The sequence below is a fragment of the Sneathiella limimaris genome (genome assembly GCF_012932565.1).
Lineage (GTDB): Bacteria > Pseudomonadota > Alphaproteobacteria > Sneathiellales > Sneathiellaceae > Sneathiella > Sneathiella limimaris.
Map to the genome: position 1 here is coordinate 2,142,535 of NZ_JABBYJ010000001.1, position 21,429 is coordinate 2,163,963.

Here is a 21,429-nt window from a genome sequence, read left to right on the forward strand (position 1 = left end):
TTGTCAATTCTTCAACCGTCAAGGAGATGTCGCACGAATGTCCGAATATTACTGGACAGAGCTCAGAAGTTGTTTGATTGAGGCCCTCAAATCTCAACTCACCGGCGATGAGCAGACGGTGGAAGGGATTATAAGCCGACTGACCTTGAGACCCCCAAAAAACAGTCATTGGGGTGATCTTTGCACGAATGCGGCTCAGTTGTGTCAGAGCGTATCTTCTGAAACTTGTTTATTGGCAACGGATTTGATCCTCGAAAAGATAAGAAAGCACGAGGCTGTCAAGTCCGTGGATCTGGCAGAAAGTGGGGATATCAACATAACCTTAAAACAGGAAAAGATGGTTCAGGAGTTACCAAAGGTCATTTCTTCTGGCGTTCGGTACGGCTTGTCATCCTTAAAACCCCATTGCACTCCATTGATTGTTGAGGTTCCGGACGAAACCCATGATCTTTTAGCCTTGCGGCAGCTTTGGACGGCCAACTATCTGAAAAAGTTTGCGGATCTGATTGGGTTAGAAGCGACAGAAAGTGCCTGGACCCCCGGCGAGTTGCAGGGATACCCTGCTGAGGCTGCCTTGGCAAAATGTGGTGAAAGTCGGTTGCGACTTGCCCTTTTCGCAAACGACAAGGATTTTGCAACACACTTCAGCCCAGTACTCGCCGTGGATCGAACCTATTCGAACCCCGTTTTTGCACTTCTTTATGCTGAAGCGCGACTGAAGAGATATTTAAGAAATGGAGTTCCTCTGGATGCTCAGAAGGAGGGATCAACTTTACCGTTGGCAATAGAGCGGGAATTGCTTGTTTTGGTAACCGAATGGCCGCAAGTAATCCGACTAACGCTAAGAGACCAAGACATGGTTAATTTCGTCTCTTTCCTCCAGCGGTTAAGCCTGCTATTTTTCCGATTAAATGATGAGGAAAAACTTCAATCATCTGAATATTTTCAAGATTCTGATTCTGGAATTTTGCGATTACAGTTGCTTGGAGCCGTCAGAACCCTTCTAACAGCTGGACTGGATCTGATGGATGTTGAGAGGCCAGAGGAGTTTATTTAGTGAGTGATAATCACAGTTTTGATGACGACGACGATTTTTTCGATGACGAGTATGTGCCGACGATGAATCGTTGGAAACTGCTGGGCGCAGCGTTGGCGCTGGTGATTATCACAGGGTTTGGGATTGGCATTTGGTACGCCTACGATCAGGGCGTAAAAAAGGGCGTGCAGTTGGCGCCGCCCATTATCAAAGCCGATGACTCCCCGGTCAAAGAACAGCCCGAAGATCCGGGGGGGATGGATATTCCCCATCAGGACAAGAAAGTTTTCAATGTCCTGAACGGAGAGGAAAATACGGAAGAAAAAGTTGAAAAACTGATGGAGCCGCCTGAGCAGGTAGTGGAAGAAGCTGCTCCGGTTGATATCAAGGAAGATCCTGCTGTCAAAAAGCCTCTGGAGAAAGAAACTCTGATGGCAAAGGAAGAGCCAACTGAGGCGATGACCAAGACAGAGGAAGCCGCTACCACTGAAGTGACGTCGGCAGTTGAAGAAAAATCAGAAACCGTTATGGCGGAAAAGCCAGCCGATAATATTGAAAAAGCTGCTGAAATGGTCGAGAAAACCGAAGAAAAGGCAGTCGAAACGGTAGAAAAGAAAGCTGAGGAAACGGCACAAAAAACAGAAGCTGCACCCAAACCGGTAGCAGAAGCGGCTCCAAAAACTCAACCAACAGAGGCCAAGGAAGCGCCAGCTGGCGTTGCGTTTCGGGTTCAGTTAGGTGCCTTCCGGTCTGAGGATGCGGCCAAGAAAGCATGGCGAGACTTACAGAAGAAGCACGAAGGGTTGCTGGCAGGCGAGGTCTATAAAATTCAGACTGCAGAGGTCACCGGGAAGGGGCTGTTCTATCGGTTACAGGCTGGAGCTTTTGAAGACCGATCGAAGGCTGCAGAACTCTGTGATCAACTCAAGGCTCGAAAGCAGGACTGCCTCATTGCCAAAAACTGATTATGATGGCGTGCGATCTGTCATCTTCTCGATTGAGGGGACAGAGATAACTGACCAAGAGCGAAGATTTTTTGAAACGGAAAAACCTTTTGGTTTCATACTTTTCGCTCGGAATGTTGAGAGCCCGCCACAACTTCAGAAGCTGACGTCAGAGTTACGGGCATCTGTGGGCCGACCTGATGCCCCTATTTTGGTGGATCAGGAAGGGGGGCGTGTCCAACGGCTTCGGGAGCCGCATTGGTTTAACGCACCATCCTTTGGTAAAATCTCTGAACTCTACACCAAAGATGTAAGGGCTGGCCTGAGGGCGGCTGAGCTATCCACTCAACTTATTGCGGCCGATTTAAGGGCGACTGGCTTTTCCGTCAATTGCAGCCCTTGTTTGGACCTGAGACGGCCTGAGACTTCCTCTGTGATTGGGGATCGCTCCTTCGGTGAGGTCCCTGAGGAGGTCATTGAACTTAGCCGGATAGTTATCGATGGCTATCTGGAGGCCGGTATCCAACCCGTTATTAAGCATATGCCTGGCCATGGACGAGGGACGGTTGATAGTCATCTTGAATTGCCTGTCGTTTCGGCTTCTCATGAGATCCTTAGTGGTTCGGATTTTCTGCCGTTCAAGGAGTTCAATTTCTGTGCATGGGGAATGACGGCTCACATCGTATTTGATGCTCTCGATCCAGAAAACCCGGCGACCCAGTCACCTAAAATCATTCAAGAGATTATCCGCGGGGAAATTGGGTTTGAAGGGCTGTTACTCACCGATGATCTAAATATGCAGGCGTTGAAAGGAACTCTTGAAGAGCGGGCCGCTAAGTCTATCTCAGCAGGGGTAGATATTGTTTTACATTGTTCGGGTAAGCTGGGCGAAATGGAAGCCGTCGCCCCTGCATGTCCATTCCTCGGTCATGAGACTTTAGGTCGAATTGAAAGATGGGAGCAGAACAGCCTGTTGAACAGAGACGGTGATTCTGTTGCGGCGGATTTGGTCCAGATGCGCCGTGAGTTGGAAGGTCTGCTCGGGCAGGGTGAGGTTTGATGGAGAATTTGTCCGATATCATCTGGGTTGCCTCCACTTGGATATTGCCTGCCTTGCTGGCAATTACCCTACATGAAGCGGGCCACGCATTTGCTGCCTGGAAGTTTGGGGATCCAACGGCTAAAAATCAGGGTCGGGTAACCCTCAATCCTCTTAAACATATTGACCCCATGGGAACAATCATCCTTCCAGCTATCTTATTGCTGTTGAAGGCACCGTTCTTGTTTGGGTATGCAAAACCGGTTCCGGTGAATTTTGGACGCTTAAATAATCCCAAACGGGATATGATCTGGGTCGCGCTAGCGGGTCCAGGTATGAATTTCCTACTGGCTTATGTCTGCGCTATAGGGATCCATGGTCTGGTTCTGTTTCCAGAATTGGCCAGTAACTGGTTGCTGGCAAATCTGGCCAATGGACTTCTACTGAATGTGGTTCTGGGCGTGTTTAATCTGCTACCTATTCCGCCGCTTGATGGTGGAAAGGTTGCCGTTGGGATTTTACCAAACTTTTTGGCTATTCAGCTTCTCAAGTTGGAGAAGTATGGATTTTTATTCCTGATCGGGGTGATTTTCATTCTGCCCATGATTAGCCGGGCGTTAGGATATGAGCTGAACCTGCTTCGCTGGGTGCATGATGGGCCCATCAGCTTTGTAATCTCCCTGATTGCCAAGACTGTCGGTCTTCACTAGACTTTCCTCATTGAAAACAGGGGAGCAGAAGACCGATGGACAAGTCCAAAGGCCTTTTTGAAAAATCGGAAACGTTTGAACAGGATGAACGTCCAGTTCCTGTTGATTATGCCCTTGTTGTGGATCTGGAAGGGTATGAAGGTCCCCTCGATATCCTATTGGCACTAGCCCGTGACCAAAAAGTGGATCTGCTTAAGATCTCAATTTTGCAACTGGCCGAGCAATATCTGGCTTTTATTGAGGAAGCCCGCAAACTTCGTCTTGAAATTGCAGCAGATTACCTTGTCATGGCAGCCTGGCTGGCTTTTTTGAAATCCCGACTGTTGCTGCCCCCTGAAGAAACAGATGAAGGACCTTCCGGTCAGGAAATGGCGGAGCGACTTGCCTTTCAATTGAAAAAGCTGGAAGCCATGAGAAAGGCAGCAGAACAGCTCACAGGTGGCATGATGACGGGGCGTGATCGATTGCGTCGCGGCCGGCCAGAAGGGGTTAAGGTTATCCGCCATTCCAAATATGATTGCAGCCTTCGCGAGTTGCTGCAGGCTTATGCACAGCATCAGGAGCGCAAAGGGATCCGCAACCCACTACGGCTGATGCGTGAAGCGGTTTACTCCGTTGAAGCAGCGCTGGAGCGGCTGGAGAATATGCTGGGCAAAATGCCAGACTGGATGGATCTATGGTCCTATTTGCCAGAGAACCTGAAAGATCCCTTTACCAGACGCTCTGCGGAAGCCTCAACTCTTCTTGCTAGTCTGCAGTTGGTTAAGGAAGGGGAGCTGGAGTTGCGTCAGTCAGAAACTTTTGGTCCTATTCAGATACGGTCCCATACCCGGAAGGAAGAGGAATGAGCGTAAATCCCGAACATGTCCGGATGGTAGAGGCGTTGTTATTTGCCGCAAAAGAGCCGCTTGATGAGGTTTCTTTAGCAGCGCGCCTTCCCGATGATGCGGAAGTGCCGGAAATCCTAAAGTATCTGGTGAAAGCCTATGAGCATAAAGGGGTGAACCTGATCCAACTTGCCGGGAAATGGACCTTTTTAACCGCTCCAGATCTTGCCTGGCTGTTACAGGATGAAAAGGAAACGGAGCGGAAACTGAGCCGCGCAGCGCTGGAAACCCTCTCTATTATCGCCTATCACCAACCGATCACCCGTGCGGAGATTGAAGAAATCCGCGGCGTAGGTCTTAGTCGAGGTGTGATGGATATCCTGTTTGATGCTGGTTGGATCCGTCCGCGTGGACGCAGAAGAACGCCAGGTCGTCCTGTGACCTATGGCACGACGGAGGAATTCCTGATCCATTTTGGCCTTGATGATGTCCGTGATCTTCCCGGTTTTGACGAGATGAAGGCGAGCGGCCTGTTGAATATGGAGCCGAGTGGGCTGTTTGATGACATCCCTGGAGTTGAAGCCGCTACTGAGCTCGATCCTGAGGAAGAAGAGGACTGATCAAAGGTTAAGGTACATGTAGCTGGTGGGAACCAGTTTGTCTGTATCAGGCTCTTTGGCAAACCCAGGTATAATTCCTGCTAGCTGAAACCCATGTCCTTCGTAGAGGCGCTGTGCCGGACTGTCGGTAACAGTATCCAGTGTAACCAGGTTTTTGCCCATCGAGTTTGCTCGCTCAATCAGAACCCGCATCAGCTTATCCGCGATACCGAGCCTTCTGTAGTTTGGATGGACCAGCAGTTTGGTCACTTCTGCACGATGGATTTGGTTAGGGGTGAGTTTCTTGATTAACTGAACGGTCCCGGCAAGTTTGCCATCTTGTAGGGCTATCCAACAGTCTCTTTCATTCCTTTGAAGAGCTGGTAGGGCGTTTTCTATCCAGTAGGCTTCTGCCTCTTGCAGGCTGAACGGCAAAATGAAATTTACATTCGCGCCTGCTTCGACACAGGCTTTCAAGCAACCAGATAGATCCGCCACGAAATCGGGAAGGCTGTCGGCGTTTAATTCTTTAATTTCCAAATTCGTCATGGATCGAAGCCTTTATACAAGAGCAAGAATATATGTGGCTGCGGAGCCAGCAGGGGTTTCAAAGCGGGTGGGGCCAAAACTGTGATATCTGAGGCTATCACCAGCATTCAGGGTGTAGGAAATTTCGTCTACGGTGACGGACAGGGAGCCGTCCAGCAGATGGAGGTGATGTTCAAGGCCTGGCAGGCTTGGTTTGTCATATGCGATGACTTGCCCCGCTTCAATTCGGCATTTTAGAAGCTCTGCTTTCAGCGACTGTGAAGGGGGCGATACAGATAGACGATAGAATCCCTTTTCCCTATCTCGCCATTCAGGTTGATCTGAGGCTGAAACTTTGGCGGTAAAGCTGTCTTCGACCATGGAGAGCAGTCTTGAGAGGGTGAGACCATAAGCCGCACAGAGTTTACTGAGGATATCAGTTGTGGGGCTAACCTCACTATTTTCCATACGCGAGAGGGTTGCCCGGCTGATGCCTGTTTCCTGGGCTAACTGTTCCAGCGACCAGCTTTTCTCTGCGCGTAAGCTTTTTAGCCGTTTTGCCAGTCTCGAGCCTAAATCTTCCTGCATGATTGTGTCTGCCCTAGAGGTTTTGACTTGTTTCTAATTTGGGAAATTATTCCAAATATGAGAATAGTCAAGCGGGAAATTTTAGACGTGATTGCTTGACTGCAAATAATTATCATTTACTTCAAACGTTGCTGCGATTATTCAATGGCTTCAAGTTTCAGGGAGAGGTCCGCCAATTTGACAACTGCCGCGTCCATAGAAAATAGCCCACCGGTTTCAAGAAACCGAAAGAAGTACTTGGGTGGGACGTTGTCTTTGTTGTCCCTGTTGGTCGCTGCCATTGTTGCGACGCCTGTGCTCGTTGTCGCGGGTTTCATGTTCGTTCCTGCGTGGGACGTGTGGGCCCATCTCGTCAATACAGTCCTGGCCACTTATCTGCTGAATACACTCATTCTACTGGTTTGTGTGACAGTTTTGGTTCTGTCTATTGGGGTTCCAACGGCATGGCTGGTCACCATGTATCAGTTTCCAGGAAGTCGCATTTTTTCATGGGCTCTCTTTCTGCCCCTCGCAATGCCAGCCTACATTATCGCCTATACCTACACAGGCATGTTCGACTTTGCCGGGCCAGTTCAAACCTTTTTAAGGGAATTATTTGGTTGGTCCCGAAACGATTACTGGTTTCCTCATATTAGATCTGTAGGCGGTGCGGCCTTGATGTTGGGGCTTGTGCTTTATCCTTACGTATTTTTGGTGAGCAGGGCAGCCTTTCTTGAACAATCAATTGCAGCCCTTGAAGTGGGCCGCACACTTGGGCGTAAGCCATTTCGGGTCTTTTTCGAAATTGCTTTGCCGTTGGCCAGACCTGCGATTGTGGCGGGCCTAGCACTTGCCTTGATGGAGACCTTGAGTGACTTTGGAACGGTTCAGTATTTTGCAGTAGATACTTTTACGACCGGAATTTACCGAACCTGGCTAGGCTTAGGTGAGCCAGCTGCTGCTGCGCAGCTGGCAGCGCTGCTGATGGTGTTTGTTTTTACGCTGGTTATTCTGGAGCGCTACAACCGGGGGCGTCGCAAATATCATCATACCGGTAGTAAATATCAAACAATCCGACGGGTTCCGCTGAAAGGTTCAAAGGCTATTTGGGCATTTTTGGCCTGTTTCCTGCCCATTTTTCTTGGATTTTTGCTTCCAGTAGGGTGGCTTCTCAATAAAAGCTTTCTTTACCCCGAAACAGTTTTGAATGACGAATTTCCGGATTTGCTGACCAGTAGCATCGGTGTCGCAGCGGGAGCAAGTTTTGTGGCTTTGTTGGTGGCGCTTTTCCTTGTTTATGCCAAACGCAGTGGTCAAAAGCGACACGGGTCGGGTCTAAGATCCCTAAGTTTAAGAGTGGCCGCAATGGGTTATGCGATCCCGGGCCCAGTTCTAGCAGTTGGGATTATGATTCCATTTGGATTTCTGGATAACAGTATTGATCAATGGGCGCGGCAGTTGTTTGGAATATCAACGGGTCTTCTGTTAAGCGGAACCTTGTTTGCCTTGATGTTTGCCTATTTGGTCCGGTTTCTTGCAGTGTCCTTGGGAACCGTGGAAGCCAGCGTCGAGAAAATCACCCCCAGTATGGAACAGGCGGCAACCGTTATGGGCGTAACCGGGCTCTCGCAGCTCTGGCGGGTTCATATACCTATCATTTCCGGAAGTTTGTTGACGGCGCTTTTAATGGTGTTTGTGGATGTATTAAAGGAATTGCCAGCAACCTTAATCATGCGACCCTTTGGGTTTGAAACGCTGGCTGTAAGGGCATATGAACTTGCAGCAGATGAGCGCCTTGCGGAAGCAGCAGGGCCTTCCATTGCAATTGTCTTGGCCGGTATTGTTCCTGTCATTATTCTCAGCCGGGCAATTGGAAAAGCGCGCCCAGGACAGAAAGACGTAATCGGTGAGTAGTTTATGACGCATCTTTTGTTATCCAACATACATCACCGGCTCAGTGAGAGCTTCTCTCTGCAAATTGAGCGACTGGAAATGAAGGATGGAGAAATCCTGTGTCTTTTAGGGCCATCCGGTTGTGGGAAATCGACGACACTACGAATGGTCGCCGGTCTTGAGAGCCCGGTGAAGGGTAATATCCTGATCCGCGGGCACCTGGTTGCGGGTGAGGGGCGCTTTGTGGAACCGGAAGATCGGCGCGTTGGTCTGGTTTTCCAGGACTATGCTTTGTTTCCGCATTTGACTGTTGCTGATAATGTGGCATTTGGACTTGATGATCTGGGGAAATCATCACGCAAGAGGGTTTCGCTCGCCGCTTTAGAGCAGGTTGGCCTTGCGAATTATGCAGATAAATACCCGCATATGCTATCGGGTGGGGAACAGCAGCGGGTGGCGCTGGCCCGCGCTTTGGCACCCAATCCTCATCTTGTTTTGATGGATGAGCCCTTTTCAGGGCTTGATACTGTTCTGAAAGATCAGGTGAGGGAAAATACATTCCGGCTATTGAAAGAAACAGGTACGACCGTTTTGATGGTTACCCATGATCCCGAAGAAGCCATGCGGATGGCCGATAAGATCGTTCTGATGAAAGATGGGCAGATTATCCAGCAAGGTACCCCTGCGGAACTATACAGTTCACCGGTTAATGAATTTGTTGCGTCATTTCTGGGAAGGGTCAATAAAGTTCCGGCCCGTGCCGTTGACGGAATTTTGGAAACGGAACTCGGGCAGGTTGCCCATCCTCAGGCAAGTCTAGCTATCGGTGAGTGTGAAGTGCTTGTCAGGCCGGAAGCTATCCGTTTGCAACCTTTGAGAGATGAGGGCGAAGTTCCTGGTAAGGCTATATTTGTGCGAAATCTAGGGCCTTATTGTCTGATCGATTTGGAATTGCCTTCTGGGCGTCTTGTGACAGCACGAGCTGCCAGTGTACTTCAGCCGGAGGTCGGTGAAACCCTGTCGATTACGCTTGATCGGCGGCAAGTTTTTCTTTTTGAGAACTGATCGGTCGGCAAAAACCCGTTCTTTCCAAAAAATCAGATAAAATAACTGTCGTATCTTTGGCGTTTCATGGTTATATAGGGGTATGGGAGACTGTCAGGTCGCTTGAGCTTTTAGAAGTATCGGGCTGGACGTCCTGGCGTAGATTTATTTTCAAATTGCTTCATGGGAAGGAAGCAAGGAGTTTTAATTATGAGTATTGGTCCTTGGCAGATTATTTTGATCCTCGTCATTGTGCTCATCATCTTCGGAGCCGGTAAACTGCCTCGCGTTGCTGGAGATTTGGCAAAAGGTATTAAGAATTTCAAGAAGGGAATGAACGACGAGGATAATGCGTCTTCTGAGCCTAAAGAAATTAAGGACGCCGCTTCTGCAAACCAATCTGCCGATGAAAAAGACAAGGCTGCTCAAGGGTAAGCCCTAGCGGCAGTTAATTTTCTTCGAGTGAGGATTGAAGGGTGAGCCATGTTTGATATTGGCTGGTCGGAAATGGTGTTCGTCGCCATTATTGCTGTGCTGGTTATCGGCCCAAAGGATTTACCGGGTGCGATAGCCGCAGTGGGCAAATACGTGCGGAAAATCAAGGGTTTCGCCCGGGAGTTTCAATCTGGTATTGATGATCTCGCTCGCGAAGCGGAGCTTGATGATCTGAAAAAGACCGTGAGCGGAGATCAGTTTAACATCAAGAAACAGGTTGAGGATGCGGTTGATCCGACCGGCGATTTCTCAAAAGCTTTTGAGGATGTAAAACCTGATATCCGTGAAGACACACCGTCTAACGAAACATCTGGTGCAGCATCATCTTCAACTTCCTCAGAAGATGTTGAAAAGCCTCAACCAAAAATTGGGATCACCCCAGTTTCTGAAATCAATTACGATAAAGAGACGGATGCCGAAAAAGTATCTGCCCCTTCAGACAGTAAAGTTTCCTGAGAATGACTGCAGATAACGAGCTAGATGACAGTAAAGCGCCGTTAATGGAGCATATTGTTGAGTTTCGTAACCGGCTTGTTTATTCGGTTATCACGTTGCTCATCACATTCATTTTTTGTTATTTGGTCAGTGAGGAGCTCTTTAGGTTCCTTGTCCGCCCACTTGTAGATGCCCTTGGGGATGATGTGGCAGGACGCCGTATGATTTATACGGGACTGCATGAGGCCTTCTTCACCTATATCAAGATCGCCTTTTTTGTGGCGCTGTTTGTCTCTTTTCCTATCATCGCGACACAGATTTGGGCCTTTGTGGCACCGGGTCTTTATAAGCATGAAAAGAAAGCGTTTCTGCCATTTTTGGTAGTGACGCCTGTCCTGTTTTTTATGGGCGGTGCACTGGCTTATGAATTTGTAATGCCACTTGCCTGGAATTTCTTGCTTGGCTTTGAGAGTTCTGGTGACAGCTCTATGTATGCAAAGGCTTACGCTGCCATCACTGAGGCTTATCCGGCAGTTATGGCGTATTTGCCAACACCTTCGGCACCCATGTCACTTCCTATTCAGGCGGAAACTAGGGTAAGTGAATATCTGAGCCTTTCCATGAAGCTCATTTTTGCCTTTGGTCTCTGCTTTCAGTTGCCAGTTCTTTTGACCCTGTTAGGTCGAGTTGGAATTGTTTCGTCGGAAGGCCTGAAAAAGAAGTTTAAATATGCTGTTGTTTTCGCCTTCATAGCGGCGGCTATTTTGACACCTCCTGATCCGCTTTCACAGATTACGCTCGCGGTTCCGATCATCATTCTCTATGCGATTTCGATCGTAAGTGTGAAAATGGTTGAGAAAAAACGGGCTCAACGGGAAGCTGAACTGGAAGAGGACTGACCTGACGAATAGGTCATGGAATTTCTGCAACAGTCTTGAGTTTCTGCAGGAATTCCCTTTGGTCTGTCCAAGTTGCGACTGGACGAAGGAAAGCCAGACGCTTATACAAAACATTCCAACCTGATTTCAAATTGAAGACCGGCTGACACATGCTAGATTTACGATGGATTCGCGAAAACCCCGAGGCGTTTGATGCTGCACTGGCCCGACGTGGGCTGGAGCCACTATCATCCAAAGTTCTGGAGATGGATGAGAGCCATCGGCAGCTCAAAACTGATTTGCAGACGAACCAGGCGCGGCGGAATGAAGCTGCCAAAGCCATTGGCAAGGCTAAATCCGCAGGCGAAGATGCGGATGCACTCATTAAAGAGGTCGCCAGCCTGAAATCTGCTGTCCAGGAAATGGAAGCGAAGGATCGCGAGATGGGGGAGGAGATGGATGCACTTCTCTCCGGCATTCCGAATATCCTTAAGGATGACGTTCCAGAAGGGGACGACGAAGACCAGAATGTAGAGCTCCGCAAAGTTGGTGAGATCCCAAGTTTTTCCTTCACACCCAAAGAGCATTATGAACTTGGAGCAGATCTTGGCTTTATGGATTTTGAAACAGCTGCCAAACTCTCTGGCAGTCGTTTTGTTGTGAATAAAGGGCCGCTCGCTCGGTTGGAGCGTGCCTTGGCTGCCTTTATGATTGATGTGCACACGCAGGAAAATGGATATTTGGAAGTATCCCCGCCTGTGATTGTCCGCAACCAGGCTCTTTACGGAACAAGCCAACTGCCGAAATTTGAGGAAGATCTCTATAAACTGGATACAGGAAGCTATCTGATCCCAACGGCTGAGGTGCCGCTGACAAATCTAGTCAGTGACAGCATTGTTGGGGAAGCGGAATTGCCTATGCGCTTTACGGCTCATACCCTTTGTTTCCGATCAGAGGCAGGATCTGCGGGTAAAGATACAGCGGGTATGCTGCGCCAACACCAGTTTGCTAAAGTGGAAATGGTCTCGATCACAACGCCTGAACAATCTGCGGAAGAGCATGAGCGGATGACAGCCTGCGCAGAGGGTATTCTGAAGCGATTGGGATTGGCATATAGGGTTGTAGTTCTGTGTAGTGGGGATACCGGTTTTGGTGCCCGTAAAACCTACGACATTGAGGTGTGGCTGCCTGGTCAGAACACCTATCGTGAAATTTCAAGCTGTTCTGTCTGCGGTGATTTCCAAGCCCGCCGCATGAAAGCGCGTTTCCGTCCTGAAGAAGGCAAGGGAACTCGGTTCGTTCATACCCTGAACGGATCTGGTCTCGCTGTCGGGCGGACTTTGATTGCGATTATGGAAAATTATCAGCAGGAAGACGGATCTATTCTGATCCCGGAAGCTTTGCAGCCCTACATGGGTGGTCTGACAAAAATTGAAGCCAATTAAGAACAAGAAAGGTTTAGGTGTCACTTTGAGAATATTATTGAGTAATGACGACGGTTTTGATGCACCGGGTATGGAAGTTCTGAAACGCATAGCAAACGCGCTTTCAGACGATGTGATTATCGTTGCCCCGGCTAAAGAGCAAAGCGGTGCTTCGCGCTCGCTGACGCTGCATGATCCGATCCGCATTATCAAGCATTCTGAAACGGAATATGCTGTTGAAGGTACTCCGACTGATTGCGTGATGATGGCGCTCAATCATATATTCAAAGACAATCCGCCTGACCTGATCCTTTCGGGGGTAAACCGCGGCGGAAACCTGGGTGAAGACGTTCTTTATTCGGGCACAGTTGCTGCCGCCAGTGAAGGGACTTTGCTGGGTGTCAGATCCATTGCGCTTAGCCAGTGTATTATGGATGCGGATGAGATTTACTGGGAAACGGCAGAGACAAAAGCAGTTGAAATTATCAATAAGTTGCTTGGCTTTGAGTGGGGGGATGGAACCCTCATGAATATCAACTTCCCGCCAGTTCCCGCTGATCAGGTAACTGGTGTAGCAGTTACACGGCAGGGAAAACGGGACCTGTCCAATCTTTTGATTGATGCAAGGGTTGATGCCCGAGGGCGTGAATATTTCTGGTTGGGATATCGGCCTTCCGTTGGGACTCCAGGTGAGGGGGATGACCTGCACGCGGTCGCTCGCGGAGAGGTTTCTGTGACCCCTTTGAACCTTAATCTGACAGCAGATCCTTTGCTGGACAAATTAAAGCAGACGCTGGCCTGAGGGTAGGGCCGGGTTAGAGAGTAGATGTGAACGAAAATGCGGCACAAAAGATCCGTCTTTTGATGGAGCTCCGGCGGATGGGGATCACCGATACGGCTGTCCTCTCGGCCATTGAGAGGGTTCCAAGGGAAGCATTTGTGCCGCCAACGTTTCGTGATCGGGCGTATGAGAATATTGCTCTTCCTATCAGCAGTGGTCAGACAATCAGTCAGCCTTACATTGTGGCCTATATGACGCAGATGCTGCATCCAGATCCCAGAGCGAAAGTGCTGGAAATCGGAACGGGATCCGGCTACCAGGCGGCTATTCTTTCCAAGCTTTTTCGCCGCGTTTATTCCATAGAGCGATATCGCAGCCTTCATTTAAAGGCGTTGGAGATTTTTGAGAAACTAAAAATCTCCAATATCACCAGTAAACTGGGCGATGGTTATAAAGGGTGGGTGGAGCAAGCTCCGTTCAGCCATATTATTGTTACCGCAGCGGCTGAAGATGTTCCCGCACCGCTCGTTGATCAGCTGGGTGACAATGGCACAATGATCATTCCGGTTGGACCGGATCAGGGGGATCAAACGATTTTGCGGATCACCAAAGACCACCATGGGATGATCGCTGAAGAAGAGTTAATCCCGGTCAGATTCGTGCCTTTAGTTCAAGGGCTTGCGGTCGAAACTTAAGATACTACTATATCTGCGAAATGGTTAATTTCCTTGCGATTCGCTGGATTTTGTGATTAAATTAAAACCTATGATGGCAAGGAATCTTAATAAGCTGACCAAGCTTGGGCTGCTGACCCTCGTAGCTGCAAACCTCTCCGGTTGTGTTTATGACCGGTATTTGCAGAAGGCGGATAGTCGTAACTTGAGTCAGCCGCAATCCGTGCAGACGCGTGTTGCAAGCTCTCCTTCCACTTTGGTAAATGCACGCGCTCCCAGTTATTACGATAATATTGCGTATCGGCATGTCACAGTTCAGTCTGGCGACAGTTTGACACTAATTGCAAAACGCCATCGCGTTCCATTTTCAGCTGTTGTTGCGCTGAATGGGAGTGAGCCACCTTATCTCATTCATCCTGGTCAATTGATCAAAGTTCCAGATTTTCGGTTACATCGGGTCAAATCTGGGGAAACACTCTATGCCATTTCGAGAGTGTATAATGTTGAAATGAGTGAACTTGCACATTTCAACTTCCTTCAGGCGCCTTATGCCTTAACACCGGGAACATCGTTGAGCATTCCTCAGAATGTTGATCAGCAAACGCGTGTTGCTGCGGTCGGTAAGGCTGCGTGGGCTGTATCTTCGACGCCGACCTCATCGCGTCCAGTAAATGAGGTAGGAGATGTGGCGAGCAAATCGCTTCCAGTCCCTCGAAAATCAGTAGCAGTCAAGAGTATGTCAGCGCCAGGCCCGATAAAAACCTCACCTGTTACCGGCACAAAACCGGTTGCATCACAGGGTATTGCAGCTCCTAAGACTGTTAGTCAGGTACAGAAACTTGATGCGCAAGATAAACCAGTTCAGGTGGCGTCCATTGCGCCTGAAGTTGTGACAGATACGCCTGTTTCAAAACCGGTTATCGGAACAGAAATTCCTGCGGCTGAGATGCCTCCAGTGCCGAAGGCAAGATATACTATTAAAAGCCCTCCATCCCGTGAGGGAGGACGGTTCAGCTGGCCAGCGAAAGGCGATGTGATTTCAGGTTATGGCCGCAAAGCAAGTGGATTTCATAATGACGGGATTAATATCCGTCTGCAGCCAGGTACAGAAATTCGTGCGGCTGAAAATGGAGTGGTATCCTATGTTGGAAATGAGATGCGCTCCTTTGGAAATCTGGTCCTGATTTCCCATGCCGATGGGTATGTGACCACCTATGGCCATTTGGCAACCATGTCTGTCTACAAGGGGCAGCGGATCCAAAAGGGTGAAGTCATTGGAACGGCAGGCGCCACAGGCGATGTCCAGATCCCGCAACTACATTTCGAAATCCGTAAAAATGGGGCCGCCAAAAACCCTAAAACACTTCTGGCGTCCCGCTAATACTCTTAATTGTCTGAAACTGGTTGATGTCTGATCTTAATCCAGACGGGTTTCTGTTCGACCAGCTAAATCCTGAATATATTGCCAGGCAACGCGACCGGAACGGGATCCGCGCGTGCGCATCCACTCAATGGCTTCCTTGACCATCTGATCGTCGTCAATAGGGATATTGTAGTGGGCAATATATCCCCGAATCATTTCCAGATATTCATCCTGAGAACAGCTGTGGAAACCCAGCCAGAGGCCAAAACGGTCAGAGAGGGAGACTTTTTCCTCAATCGCTTCGGAAGGCATAACAGCTGTTGATCGTTCATTTTCAATCATATCCCGACGCATAAGATGCCGTCTGTTGGACGTGGCGTAGAAAATAACGTTTTTGGGCCGTCCTTCCAGTCCACCGTCCAGAACTGTCTTCAGAGACTTATAGGTATCATCATCACCATCAAAAGACAGATCATCACAAAAGAGGATGATATTCCGGTCTGATTTTTGAAGGGTCAGTAAGAGCTCGGGTAATGAGGGAATATCCTCGCGATGGATTTCAACCAGTACCAATGAGTTCTTTTCCTCGGCATTGACAAGGGCATGGGCAGCTTTGACGAGAGAGCTTTTGCCCATTCCGCGGGCGCCCCATAGCAAGGCGTTGTTGGCCGGATACCCTTTAGCAAAACGGGTTGTATTGTCGATTAGAATATCACGGACCTGGTCAATACCTTTTAGCATACCCATGTCGACATGGTTGACTGCGGCAATGGGACGAAGAGAGTTTTTCTCTGCATCCCAGATAAAAGCGTTACCTTTCGAAAGATCCGGTGCGTCTCTTTCTGTTGGTGCAATCCGCTCCAGACTGTCTGCAATTCGCGTCAGCTGTTTGAGAATTTCTTTTTTGCTCATGAGATTAGATTGAAAGTTTAAAGATGCACCCCAATCTAAAGACTTGATCACAAAATCCCAGTGAAAAGAACAAGCCTACCGGATTTTATGTGATTGCAGGGTTTTGGGGCTGGTCAATAACAGATTGCTGCTTGCATTGAAGCATAGGTCTACTATAACAGTCCTTCGAGTTTTTCAGTGTTTTGGACCAGCTGTCCAGGAGCTGATCTGAATAGAAACGAGCTTAAAGAAAAGCGTAAGTTAAGGAATTATGGAATGAGCCAGGAACTCGTGCAATTGATGCCACTTATCCTGATCGGTGTTGTGTTCTATTTTCTGTTGATCCGTCCTCAACAGAAAAAAGTTAAAGAGCATCGTGCCATGATTGAAGCCGTGCGTCGCGGAGACAACATTGTGACCTCTGGTGGTATTCTCGGTAAGGTGATTAAAGTACGGGAAGACAACATTGTTCAGGTTGAAATTGCCCCAGAGGTTCGGATCGATGTTGTGAAATCCACCATCTCTGAAGTTCGCGGAAAAACTGAACCCGCTGATACGACATCTGCTCCCAAAGCTGATGGTGAAAAATCATCAGGCGGTTTGTCAGGTTTGTTCAAAAAGAAATAACGGTTAGTTCATGCTCAGCTTCCCTAAATGGAAGGCAGCCCTGGTAGTTATTGTCTGCCTATTGGGCATTGCCTATACAATCCCGAATTTTGTTCCCAAATCCGCTTTGGAAGGGCTGCCGGAATGGGCACCCAGTAAGCAAATTACTTTGGGGTTGGACCTACAGGGAGGCTCACATCTGCTGATGCAGGTGGATACAGATGATGTAAGAGCTAAAGTTTTGGACAGCCTTTTGGATCAGGTTCGGAACAATTTCCGAAACGATGGTGTCCGGATAGGCTACCGCAATCTGAAGGTCACCGGCGATAAAGTCACTTTTTCTCTTCGTAAGCCAGAAGAGAGAGATGCGGCTTATGAGGCCCTTCGGTCTATTTCTTCTATACTGTCGAATGGCCAGCAAAGCCATCTGATTGAACTGAATGATGATGGCTCTGTTGGCTCCATCCAACCAAGTGAGCAGGCTTACACCGATCGCATCAGTGCGGTTGTCGAGCAGTCGATTGAAATTATTGGCCGCAGGGTTAATGAGACCGGGATTAACGAACCAACCATTCAGCGCCAGGGTGCAGACCGGATCCTTGTTCAGCTTCCTGGTGTCGGTAATCCTCAGCGTATTATTGATCTGATCGGTCAAACAGCGCAGATGACGTTCCATCTTGTGGATCTGACATCGGCTGACGGCAATGCACCTCCAGGCTCTAAGAAGCTACCTTCTCTCAATGAGGAGGGAAGACATTATGTCATAAAAAATCGCGTCATGGTCTCTGGTGAAAATCTGGAGGATGCACAAGCGACCTTTAGTCAGGGACAACCGGTTGTCAGCATTCGTTTTGATGGACTGGGTGGCAAACAGTTTGCCCGTGTGACAACTGATAATGTTGGAAAGCCTTTTGCTATTGTTCTGGATGGCAAGGTGATTAGTGCCCCGCGGATTAATGAGCCGATCCTGGGTGGGCAGGCGATTATCACGGGTGGCTTCAATGTGCAGGGCGCGCAAGATCTTGCTTTGTTGCTCCGTGCAGGTGCACTCCCAGCTCCTTTGAAAATCCTGGAACAACGCTCTGTCGGACCTGATCTGGGAGCTGACTCGATCGCTGCTGGTGAAATTGCCGGTATCATAGGGCTTATAGCTGTTGCCGTCTTCATGATTGTGACCTACGGCTTGTTCGGACTGGTCGCCAATATTGCGCTGGCTGCAAATATATTCCTGATCATGGCTCTTTTGTCGGTATTGGGTGCAACCCTCACCTTGCCAGGGATCGCCGGTATCATTTTGACTATTGGTATGGCCGTGGATGCTAACGTGCTGATCTTTGAACGGATCAGGGAAGAAAGCCGAAACGGGAAAACCCCGTCGAACGCGATTGAAAGTGGGTATAAGCGCGCCTTTACAACAATTGTGGACGCCAACGTGACAACTGGTATTGCAGCCACGATCCTCTTCGTCATGGGCTCCGGCCCGGTTAAGGGGTTCGCTGTTACATTGGGAATTGGCATTATCTGCTCCATGTTCACAGCGATCCTGCTGTCGCGCATGATTATCACATTCTGGGCGCTAAAAACGCGGCCACAAACACTGAAGGCTTAAGGAGAGGAACCCATGCAGTTAAAACTTATTCCTGATAGTCTTCACCTTCCATTTTTGAAGTTTCGGTTCATTAGCTTTATTGCTTCTGGGCTGCTGATCCTGTTGTCGGCTGTCATGTTCTTTGGTCCAGGACTGAATAAGGGCATTGATTTTGAAGGCGGCATTATGATTGAGATTAAACTGGATGAACCTCCAGTGCTCTCAGATATGAGAAGCTCGCTAGGCAGCTTAGGCCTCGGTCAAGTTTCCTTGCAAACCTTCGGTGCCTCTGATGATATTCTGATCCGGGTACAGCGACAGGAAGGGGGCAATGAAGCCCAGAAAATAGCTGTGGATGCAGTAAAGGCTCAATTGGCTGCTGATTATGGTGATGATATCTCTTATCGCCGGATTGAGTTTGTGGGGCCAACTGTCTCTGCGGAATTGGTTCAGACTGCGATTGAGGCGGTCCTGGTCGCCGTGATTGCGATCCTGATTTATATCTGGTTACGCTTTGAGTGGCATTATTCGGTTGGCGCGATTGCGGCCCTAGTCCATGACGTCATTCTGACGATCGGTATGTTCACTATCACCGGGATTGAATTTAATCTGGCATCTGTTGCGGCTATTCTAACGATTGTCGGTTACTCCATCAATGATACTGTTGTGGTATATGATCGCATTCGGGAAAACTTCCGCCGTTATAAGAAGATGGAAGTGAAGGATTTGCTGGATCTTTCCATCAATGAAACACTATCCCGTACGGTTATTACCTCGTTGACCACTTTACTGGCCCTTGTCGCGCTCTTCATTTTTGGTGGAGAGGTCATTCGTGGCTTCGCGACAGCGATGATTTTCGGTGTGATTGTAGGTACCTATTCTTCCATTTTTGTGGCAGCTCCAATCCTCTTGCAAATTGGTTTGACGCACCACAATGAAGAAGAAGATGGTTTCAAACCTTCTACTGATGATGCGATTGACAGCGAGCAGTAATTAACTACCCTCATCCTCAAAGGAGCAAGACATGCAGGATATTTCCGGCCTCCCGGATGAGGGACAGCAACTTATTAATTCTTATGGTGATGGTGGCTTTCGGGTCAGCGGCGTGCGGTATGAAGGCAATGTTTTGATATTGCCGGATGAAACCATGGAATGGGATCTCAATAGCCTTGAAGATCTCACGATAGAAGCCCTGCAACCGATCCTGGACGCTGAACCATCTGTTGAGATTTTATTGATTGGGTGCGGCGCTTCCATGGCTTATGTGGATGAAGCGGTTCGCACCAAATTACGGGCAAGTGGCATTACTGTGGATAGCATGGATAGTGGTGCTGCCGCACGGACTTACAATGTACTTCTTTTAGAGAAACGGCGCGTTGCTGCGGCATTGATAGCAGCTTAATCTAGTCGCTGGCCAATAAAAAAGGCGCTTTGTTCAAGCGCCTTTCTTTGTGGGTGCAATACTTGAATTAGGCTTTAGCCAAATTCTCGTTTGCAAAATCCCAGTTAATCAGGTGTTCCAGGAAAGCACCCATGTAGTCAGGGCGGCGGTTCTGGAAATCCAGGTAATATGCGTGTTCCCAAACGTCCATTGTGATCAGTGGTGTTGCACCATCTGTCAGTGGGCATTCTGCGTTTGGTGTTTTTGTGACTTTCAGCTTGCCACCATCGAGAACCAGCCAAGCCCAGCCTGAACCGAACTGAGTCGCGCCAGCAGTTTTAAATTCTTCAGCAAATTTTTCGTAAGATCCGAAATCTTCGTTGATTTTGTCGGCAATGGCACCAGTTGGAGCACCGCCACCATTTGGTGACATGGAATTCCAGTAGAATGTGTGGTTCCAAACCTGGGCGGCGTTGTTGAAGATACCAGCCTTGGATGCGTCACCAGCGGTTTCTTTCATCAACTCTTCCAGAGACTTGCTGCTATCTCCATCAAGCAGGTTGTTGAGGTTTACAACATAGGTGTTGTGATGTTTGCCATGATGGAAATTCAGTGTTTCCTCGGAGATGTGCGGAGCCAATGCTGTTTTTGCATATGGTAGCTCTGGTAGTTCGTAAGCCATATTATCCTCTTGCCAGTTAGTAACAGTTCTATGCTGTTGTGATTATATCGTTATCACATTAGATATGTAATCCAGTTGCTTATACCAGTGATGAATGACAAAAAACAGGCTATCTAATCACATTTTTTAATTATTCTAAGGTCGCTTTTCACTAGAAGACCAGGCGATCGGTAAGTTTAAGTTTCAAGGAGCTAGGTTTGGGAACCGAAGGGCTACTGCCGGAAATATCCAACGACGTAAAACAGTATGACTATGATCGTTGGTTGGGATGTCTGTTTACAGATCCTTCCAAGCGGGATCAGGTGATGACCCTACTGGCTTTTAATTCAGAGATTGCCAGAGTTCGAGAGACTGTGTCTGAGCCCATGCTCGGGGATATCCGCCTGCAATGGTGGCGAGAAGCGCTTGAGGAAATTCAGAAAGGGCAGGTGAGGGCGCATCCGGTGGTCCAGGCCTTGGCTGAACTGAATAGGGTTTCGCCTATTGATTTTCACCTGATGCAGGAAATGATTGATATGCGGAGCCGAGATCTGGATCCGGCCCCTATTGCGAGTGAAGGAGAGTTGATAGTCTATGCCGACGCAACAGGCGGAAACCTTCACCATCTCATTTACAATGCGCTCGGTGGCAGCGGGGGTTCAAATGAGGTTGAAGCTGTGGTCCGAAGTGGTCGGGCTTATGCTTTGTCGGGAATATTGCGGGCGATCCCATTTCATGCCCAAAACGATCTGATCCTGCTTCCGACAAATTTGATTGAGCGGCACAGTTTGGATCCAGTCAATCTGTTTAAAAAGGAACATGTCTGGTCCTTTAAAAAGATCGTGGAGGAAGTCTGCGATCTGGCCGCCAAGGAATATAACGAAGCCCTAGATTTGTGTTTCGACATTTCCAAAGAGATCAAACCAGCGGTTTATTGTAATGCACTTACCAGCATTTACCTGAAACGGCTCGTCAAAGCGGGTTATGAGCCAGCGGATCCGGGGCTAAATCCTGGTAGTCTTCGGAAAATTATCGCGCTATTTTCTTACCGGCAGTTTGGCTGAG

At 48.7% G+C, this 21,429-nt stretch carries 24 protein-coding genes; 20 read left to right on the forward strand and 4 right to left on the reverse strand.

Features of this window, described 5'->3' with window-relative positions; translation table 11 throughout:
• Positions 1–37: 37 nt before the first annotated feature.
• From HH301_RS10400 to scpB, 6 genes are read left to right on the forward strand one after another with little or no spacing between them, the layout of a single operon-like run.
• On the forward strand, positions 38–1,057 hold the full coding sequence (locus HH301_RS10400) for a DALR anticodon-binding domain-containing protein (RefSeq protein ID WP_169568836.1): 1,020 nt from the start codon (positions 38–40) through the stop codon (positions 1,055–1,057).
• Positions 1,057–2,001, forward strand: a complete 945-nt coding sequence (locus HH301_RS17890; RefSeq protein ID WP_169568837.1) for an SPOR domain-containing protein — start codon at positions 1,057–1,059, stop codon at positions 1,999–2,001. Before HH301_RS10400 ends, HH301_RS17890 begins: the two co-directional genes overlap by 1 nt.
• Positions 1,988–3,040 carry a beta-N-acetylhexosaminidase gene (nagZ, locus tag HH301_RS10410; protein WP_169568838.1) on the forward strand — a complete coding sequence of 351 codons (1,053 nt, stop codon included), beginning with the start codon at positions 1,988–1,990 and terminating at the stop codon, positions 3,038–3,040. The genes HH301_RS17890 and nagZ overlap by 14 nt, the downstream gene beginning before the upstream one ends.
• Positions 3,040–3,729 carry a site-2 protease family protein gene (locus HH301_RS10415; RefSeq protein ID WP_169568839.1) on the forward strand — a complete coding sequence of 230 codons (690 nt, stop codon included), beginning with the start codon at positions 3,040–3,042 and terminating at the stop codon, positions 3,727–3,729. Before nagZ ends, HH301_RS10415 begins: the two co-directional genes overlap by 1 nt.
• Before the next feature lie 35 nt (positions 3,730–3,764).
• Positions 3,765–4,577, forward strand: a complete 813-nt coding sequence (locus tag HH301_RS10420; RefSeq protein WP_169568840.1) for a segregation and condensation protein A — start codon at positions 3,765–3,767, stop codon at positions 4,575–4,577.
• On the forward strand, positions 4,574–5,176 hold the full coding sequence (gene scpB / locus HH301_RS10425; protein WP_169568841.1) for an SMC-Scp complex subunit ScpB: 603 nt from the start codon (positions 4,574–4,576) through the stop codon (positions 5,174–5,176). The genes HH301_RS10420 and scpB overlap by 4 nt, the downstream gene beginning before the upstream one ends.
• Here scpB and HH301_RS10430 read toward each other — a convergent pair whose 3' ends face one another.
• Together HH301_RS10430 and HH301_RS10435 are read right to left on the reverse strand one after the other, a co-directional pair.
• Positions 5,177–5,704 carry a GNAT family N-acetyltransferase gene (locus tag HH301_RS10430; RefSeq protein ID WP_169568842.1) on the reverse strand — a complete coding sequence of 176 codons (528 nt, stop codon included), beginning with the start codon at positions 5,702–5,704 and terminating at the stop codon, positions 5,177–5,179.
• Positions 5,705–5,716: 12 nt separating this feature from the next.
• Positions 5,717–6,271: a helix-turn-helix domain-containing protein gene (locus HH301_RS10435; protein ID WP_169568843.1), complete on the reverse strand. Its 555-nt coding sequence runs from the start codon at positions 6,269–6,271 to the stop codon at positions 5,717–5,719.
• Positions 6,272–6,586: 315 nt separating this feature from the next.
• Here HH301_RS10435 and HH301_RS10440 point away from each other — a divergent pair, with 315 nt between their 5' ends.
• From HH301_RS10440 to HH301_RS10480, 9 genes are all read left to right on the forward strand, one after another.
• Complete coding sequence (locus tag HH301_RS10440) at positions 6,587–8,164, forward strand: ABC transporter permease (RefSeq protein ID WP_420821185.1); 1,578 nt, start codon at positions 6,587–6,589, stop codon at positions 8,162–8,164.
• Between the two features lie 3 nt (positions 8,165–8,167).
• On the forward strand, positions 8,168–9,208 hold the full coding sequence (locus HH301_RS10445) for an ABC transporter ATP-binding protein (RefSeq protein ID WP_169568845.1): 1,041 nt from the start codon (positions 8,168–8,170) through the stop codon (positions 9,206–9,208).
• 189 nt (positions 9,209–9,397) lie between these two features.
• Positions 9,398–9,622, forward strand: a complete 225-nt coding sequence (gene tatA, locus HH301_RS10450; RefSeq protein ID WP_169568846.1) for a twin-arginine translocase TatA/TatE family subunit — start codon at positions 9,398–9,400, stop codon at positions 9,620–9,622.
• A 48-nt stretch (positions 9,623–9,670) separates the two neighbouring features.
• Positions 9,671–10,138 (forward strand): Sec-independent protein translocase protein TatB, encoded by a 468-nt coding sequence (tatB, locus tag HH301_RS10455; protein WP_169568847.1) that lies wholly within the window; start codon positions 9,671–9,673, stop codon positions 10,136–10,138.
• Positions 10,139–10,140: 2 nt separating this feature from the next.
• Entirely contained in the window at positions 10,141–11,016 is an 876-nt protein-coding gene (gene tatC / locus HH301_RS10460) for a twin-arginine translocase subunit TatC (RefSeq protein ID WP_169568848.1), read from the forward strand.
• A gap of 149 nt (positions 11,017–11,165) precedes the next feature.
• Positions 11,166–12,440, forward strand: coding sequence for a serine--tRNA ligase (serS, locus tag HH301_RS10465; RefSeq protein ID WP_169568849.1), 1,275 nt, complete (start codon positions 11,166–11,168; stop codon positions 12,438–12,440).
• Between the two features lie 25 nt (positions 12,441–12,465).
• On the forward strand, positions 12,466–13,221 hold the full coding sequence (gene surE / locus HH301_RS10470; RefSeq protein WP_169568850.1) for a 5'/3'-nucleotidase SurE: 756 nt from the start codon (positions 12,466–12,468) through the stop codon (positions 13,219–13,221).
• 26 nt (positions 13,222–13,247) lie between these two features.
• Entirely contained in the window at positions 13,248–13,895 is a 648-nt protein-coding gene (locus tag HH301_RS10475) for a protein-L-isoaspartate(D-aspartate) O-methyltransferase (protein ID WP_169568851.1), read from the forward strand.
• Between the two features lie 73 nt (positions 13,896–13,968).
• Positions 13,969–15,255, forward strand: coding sequence for a peptidoglycan DD-metalloendopeptidase family protein (locus HH301_RS10480; RefSeq protein ID WP_169568852.1), 1,287 nt, complete (start codon positions 13,969–13,971; stop codon positions 15,253–15,255).
• Between the two features lie 36 nt (positions 15,256–15,291).
• On the opposite strand, the gene HH301_RS10485 is transcribed toward HH301_RS10480, so the two are convergent.
• Positions 15,292–16,149 (reverse strand): ATP-binding protein, encoded by an 858-nt coding sequence (locus tag HH301_RS10485; protein ID WP_169568853.1) that lies wholly within the window; start codon positions 16,147–16,149, stop codon positions 15,292–15,294.
• Between the two features lie 255 nt (positions 16,150–16,404).
• On the opposite strand from HH301_RS10485, the gene yajC reads away from it, so the two are divergent.
• The 4 genes from yajC to HH301_RS10505 are packed head-to-tail and all read left to right on the forward strand — an operon-like array spanning position 16,405 to position 19,724.
• Positions 16,405–16,755: a preprotein translocase subunit YajC gene (gene yajC, locus HH301_RS10490; RefSeq protein ID WP_169568854.1), complete on the forward strand. Its 351-nt coding sequence runs from the start codon at positions 16,405–16,407 to the stop codon at positions 16,753–16,755.
• Positions 16,756–16,765: 10 nt separating this feature from the next.
• Positions 16,766–18,343: a protein translocase subunit SecD gene (gene secD, locus HH301_RS10495; protein ID WP_169568855.1), complete on the forward strand. Its 1,578-nt coding sequence runs from the start codon at positions 16,766–16,768 to the stop codon at positions 18,341–18,343.
• A gap of 12 nt (positions 18,344–18,355) precedes the next feature.
• Positions 18,356–19,315: a protein translocase subunit SecF gene (gene secF, locus HH301_RS10500; RefSeq protein ID WP_169568856.1), complete on the forward strand. Its 960-nt coding sequence runs from the start codon at positions 18,356–18,358 to the stop codon at positions 19,313–19,315.
• Between the two features lie 31 nt (positions 19,316–19,346).
• On the forward strand, positions 19,347–19,724 hold the full coding sequence (locus HH301_RS10505; RefSeq protein WP_169568857.1) for an Mth938-like domain-containing protein: 378 nt from the start codon (positions 19,347–19,349) through the stop codon (positions 19,722–19,724).
• A gap of 67 nt (positions 19,725–19,791) precedes the next feature.
• On the opposite strand, the gene HH301_RS10510 is transcribed toward HH301_RS10505, so the two are convergent.
• Positions 19,792–20,385, reverse strand: coding sequence for a superoxide dismutase (locus tag HH301_RS10510; protein ID WP_169568858.1), 594 nt, complete (start codon positions 20,383–20,385; stop codon positions 19,792–19,794).
• Positions 20,386–20,582: 197 nt separating this feature from the next.
• Here HH301_RS10510 and HH301_RS10515 point away from each other — a divergent pair, with 197 nt between their 5' ends.
• Positions 20,583–21,428 carry a squalene/phytoene synthase family protein gene (locus tag HH301_RS10515; protein WP_169568859.1) on the forward strand — a complete coding sequence of 282 codons (846 nt, stop codon included), beginning with the start codon at positions 20,583–20,585 and terminating at the stop codon, positions 21,426–21,428.
• Position 21,429 lies beyond the last annotated feature (1 nt).

What these genes read in the sequence shown, in the direction of transcription:
- HH301_RS10400 (WP_169568836.1), top strand. Translation starts at nt 38, where the DNA reads ATGTCCGAATATTACTGGACAGAGCTCAGAAGTTGTTTGATTGAGGCC.
- HH301_RS10415 (WP_169568839.1), top strand. Translation starts at nt 3,040, where the DNA reads ATGGAGAATTTGTCCGATATCATCTGGGTTGCCTCCACTTGGATATTG.
- HH301_RS10420 (WP_169568840.1), top strand. Translation starts at nt 3,765, where the DNA reads ATGGACAAGTCCAAAGGCCTTTTTGAAAAATCGGAAACGTTTGAACAG.
- scpB (WP_169568841.1), top strand. Translation starts at nt 4,574, where the DNA reads ATGAGCGTAAATCCCGAACATGTCCGGATGGTAGAGGCGTTGTTATTT.
- HH301_RS10430 (WP_169568842.1), bottom strand. Translation starts at nt 5,704, where the DNA reads ATGACGAATTTGGAAATTAAAGAATTAAACGCCGACAGCCTTCCCGAT.
- HH301_RS10435 (WP_169568843.1), bottom strand. Translation starts at nt 6,271, where the DNA reads ATGCAGGAAGATTTAGGCTCGAGACTGGCAAAACGGCTAAAAAGCTTA.
- HH301_RS10440 (WP_420821185.1), top strand. Translation starts at nt 6,587, where the DNA reads ATGTTCGTTCCTGCGTGGGACGTGTGGGCCCATCTCGTCAATACAGTC.
- HH301_RS10445 (WP_169568845.1), top strand. Translation starts at nt 8,168, where the DNA reads ATGACGCATCTTTTGTTATCCAACATACATCACCGGCTCAGTGAGAGC.
- tatA (WP_169568846.1), top strand. Translation starts at nt 9,398, where the DNA reads ATGAGTATTGGTCCTTGGCAGATTATTTTGATCCTCGTCATTGTGCTC.
- tatB (WP_169568847.1), top strand. Translation starts at nt 9,671, where the DNA reads ATGTTTGATATTGGCTGGTCGGAAATGGTGTTCGTCGCCATTATTGCT.
- tatC (WP_169568848.1), top strand. Translation starts at nt 10,141, where the DNA reads ATGACTGCAGATAACGAGCTAGATGACAGTAAAGCGCCGTTAATGGAG.
- serS (WP_169568849.1), top strand. Translation starts at nt 11,166, where the DNA reads ATGCTAGATTTACGATGGATTCGCGAAAACCCCGAGGCGTTTGATGCT.
- HH301_RS10480 (WP_169568852.1), top strand. Translation starts at nt 13,969, where the DNA reads ATGGCAAGGAATCTTAATAAGCTGACCAAGCTTGGGCTGCTGACCCTC.
- HH301_RS10485 (WP_169568853.1), bottom strand. Translation starts at nt 16,149, where the DNA reads ATGAGCAAAAAAGAAATTCTCAAACAGCTGACGCGAATTGCAGACAGT.
- yajC (WP_169568854.1), top strand. Translation starts at nt 16,405, where the DNA reads ATGAGCCAGGAACTCGTGCAATTGATGCCACTTATCCTGATCGGTGTT.
- secD (WP_169568855.1), top strand. Translation starts at nt 16,766, where the DNA reads ATGCTCAGCTTCCCTAAATGGAAGGCAGCCCTGGTAGTTATTGTCTGC.
- secF (WP_169568856.1), top strand. Translation starts at nt 18,356, where the DNA reads ATGCAGTTAAAACTTATTCCTGATAGTCTTCACCTTCCATTTTTGAAG.
- HH301_RS10505 (WP_169568857.1), top strand. Translation starts at nt 19,347, where the DNA reads ATGCAGGATATTTCCGGCCTCCCGGATGAGGGACAGCAACTTATTAAT.
- HH301_RS10510 (WP_169568858.1), bottom strand. Translation starts at nt 20,385, where the DNA reads ATGGCTTACGAACTACCAGAGCTACCATATGCAAAAACAGCATTGGCT.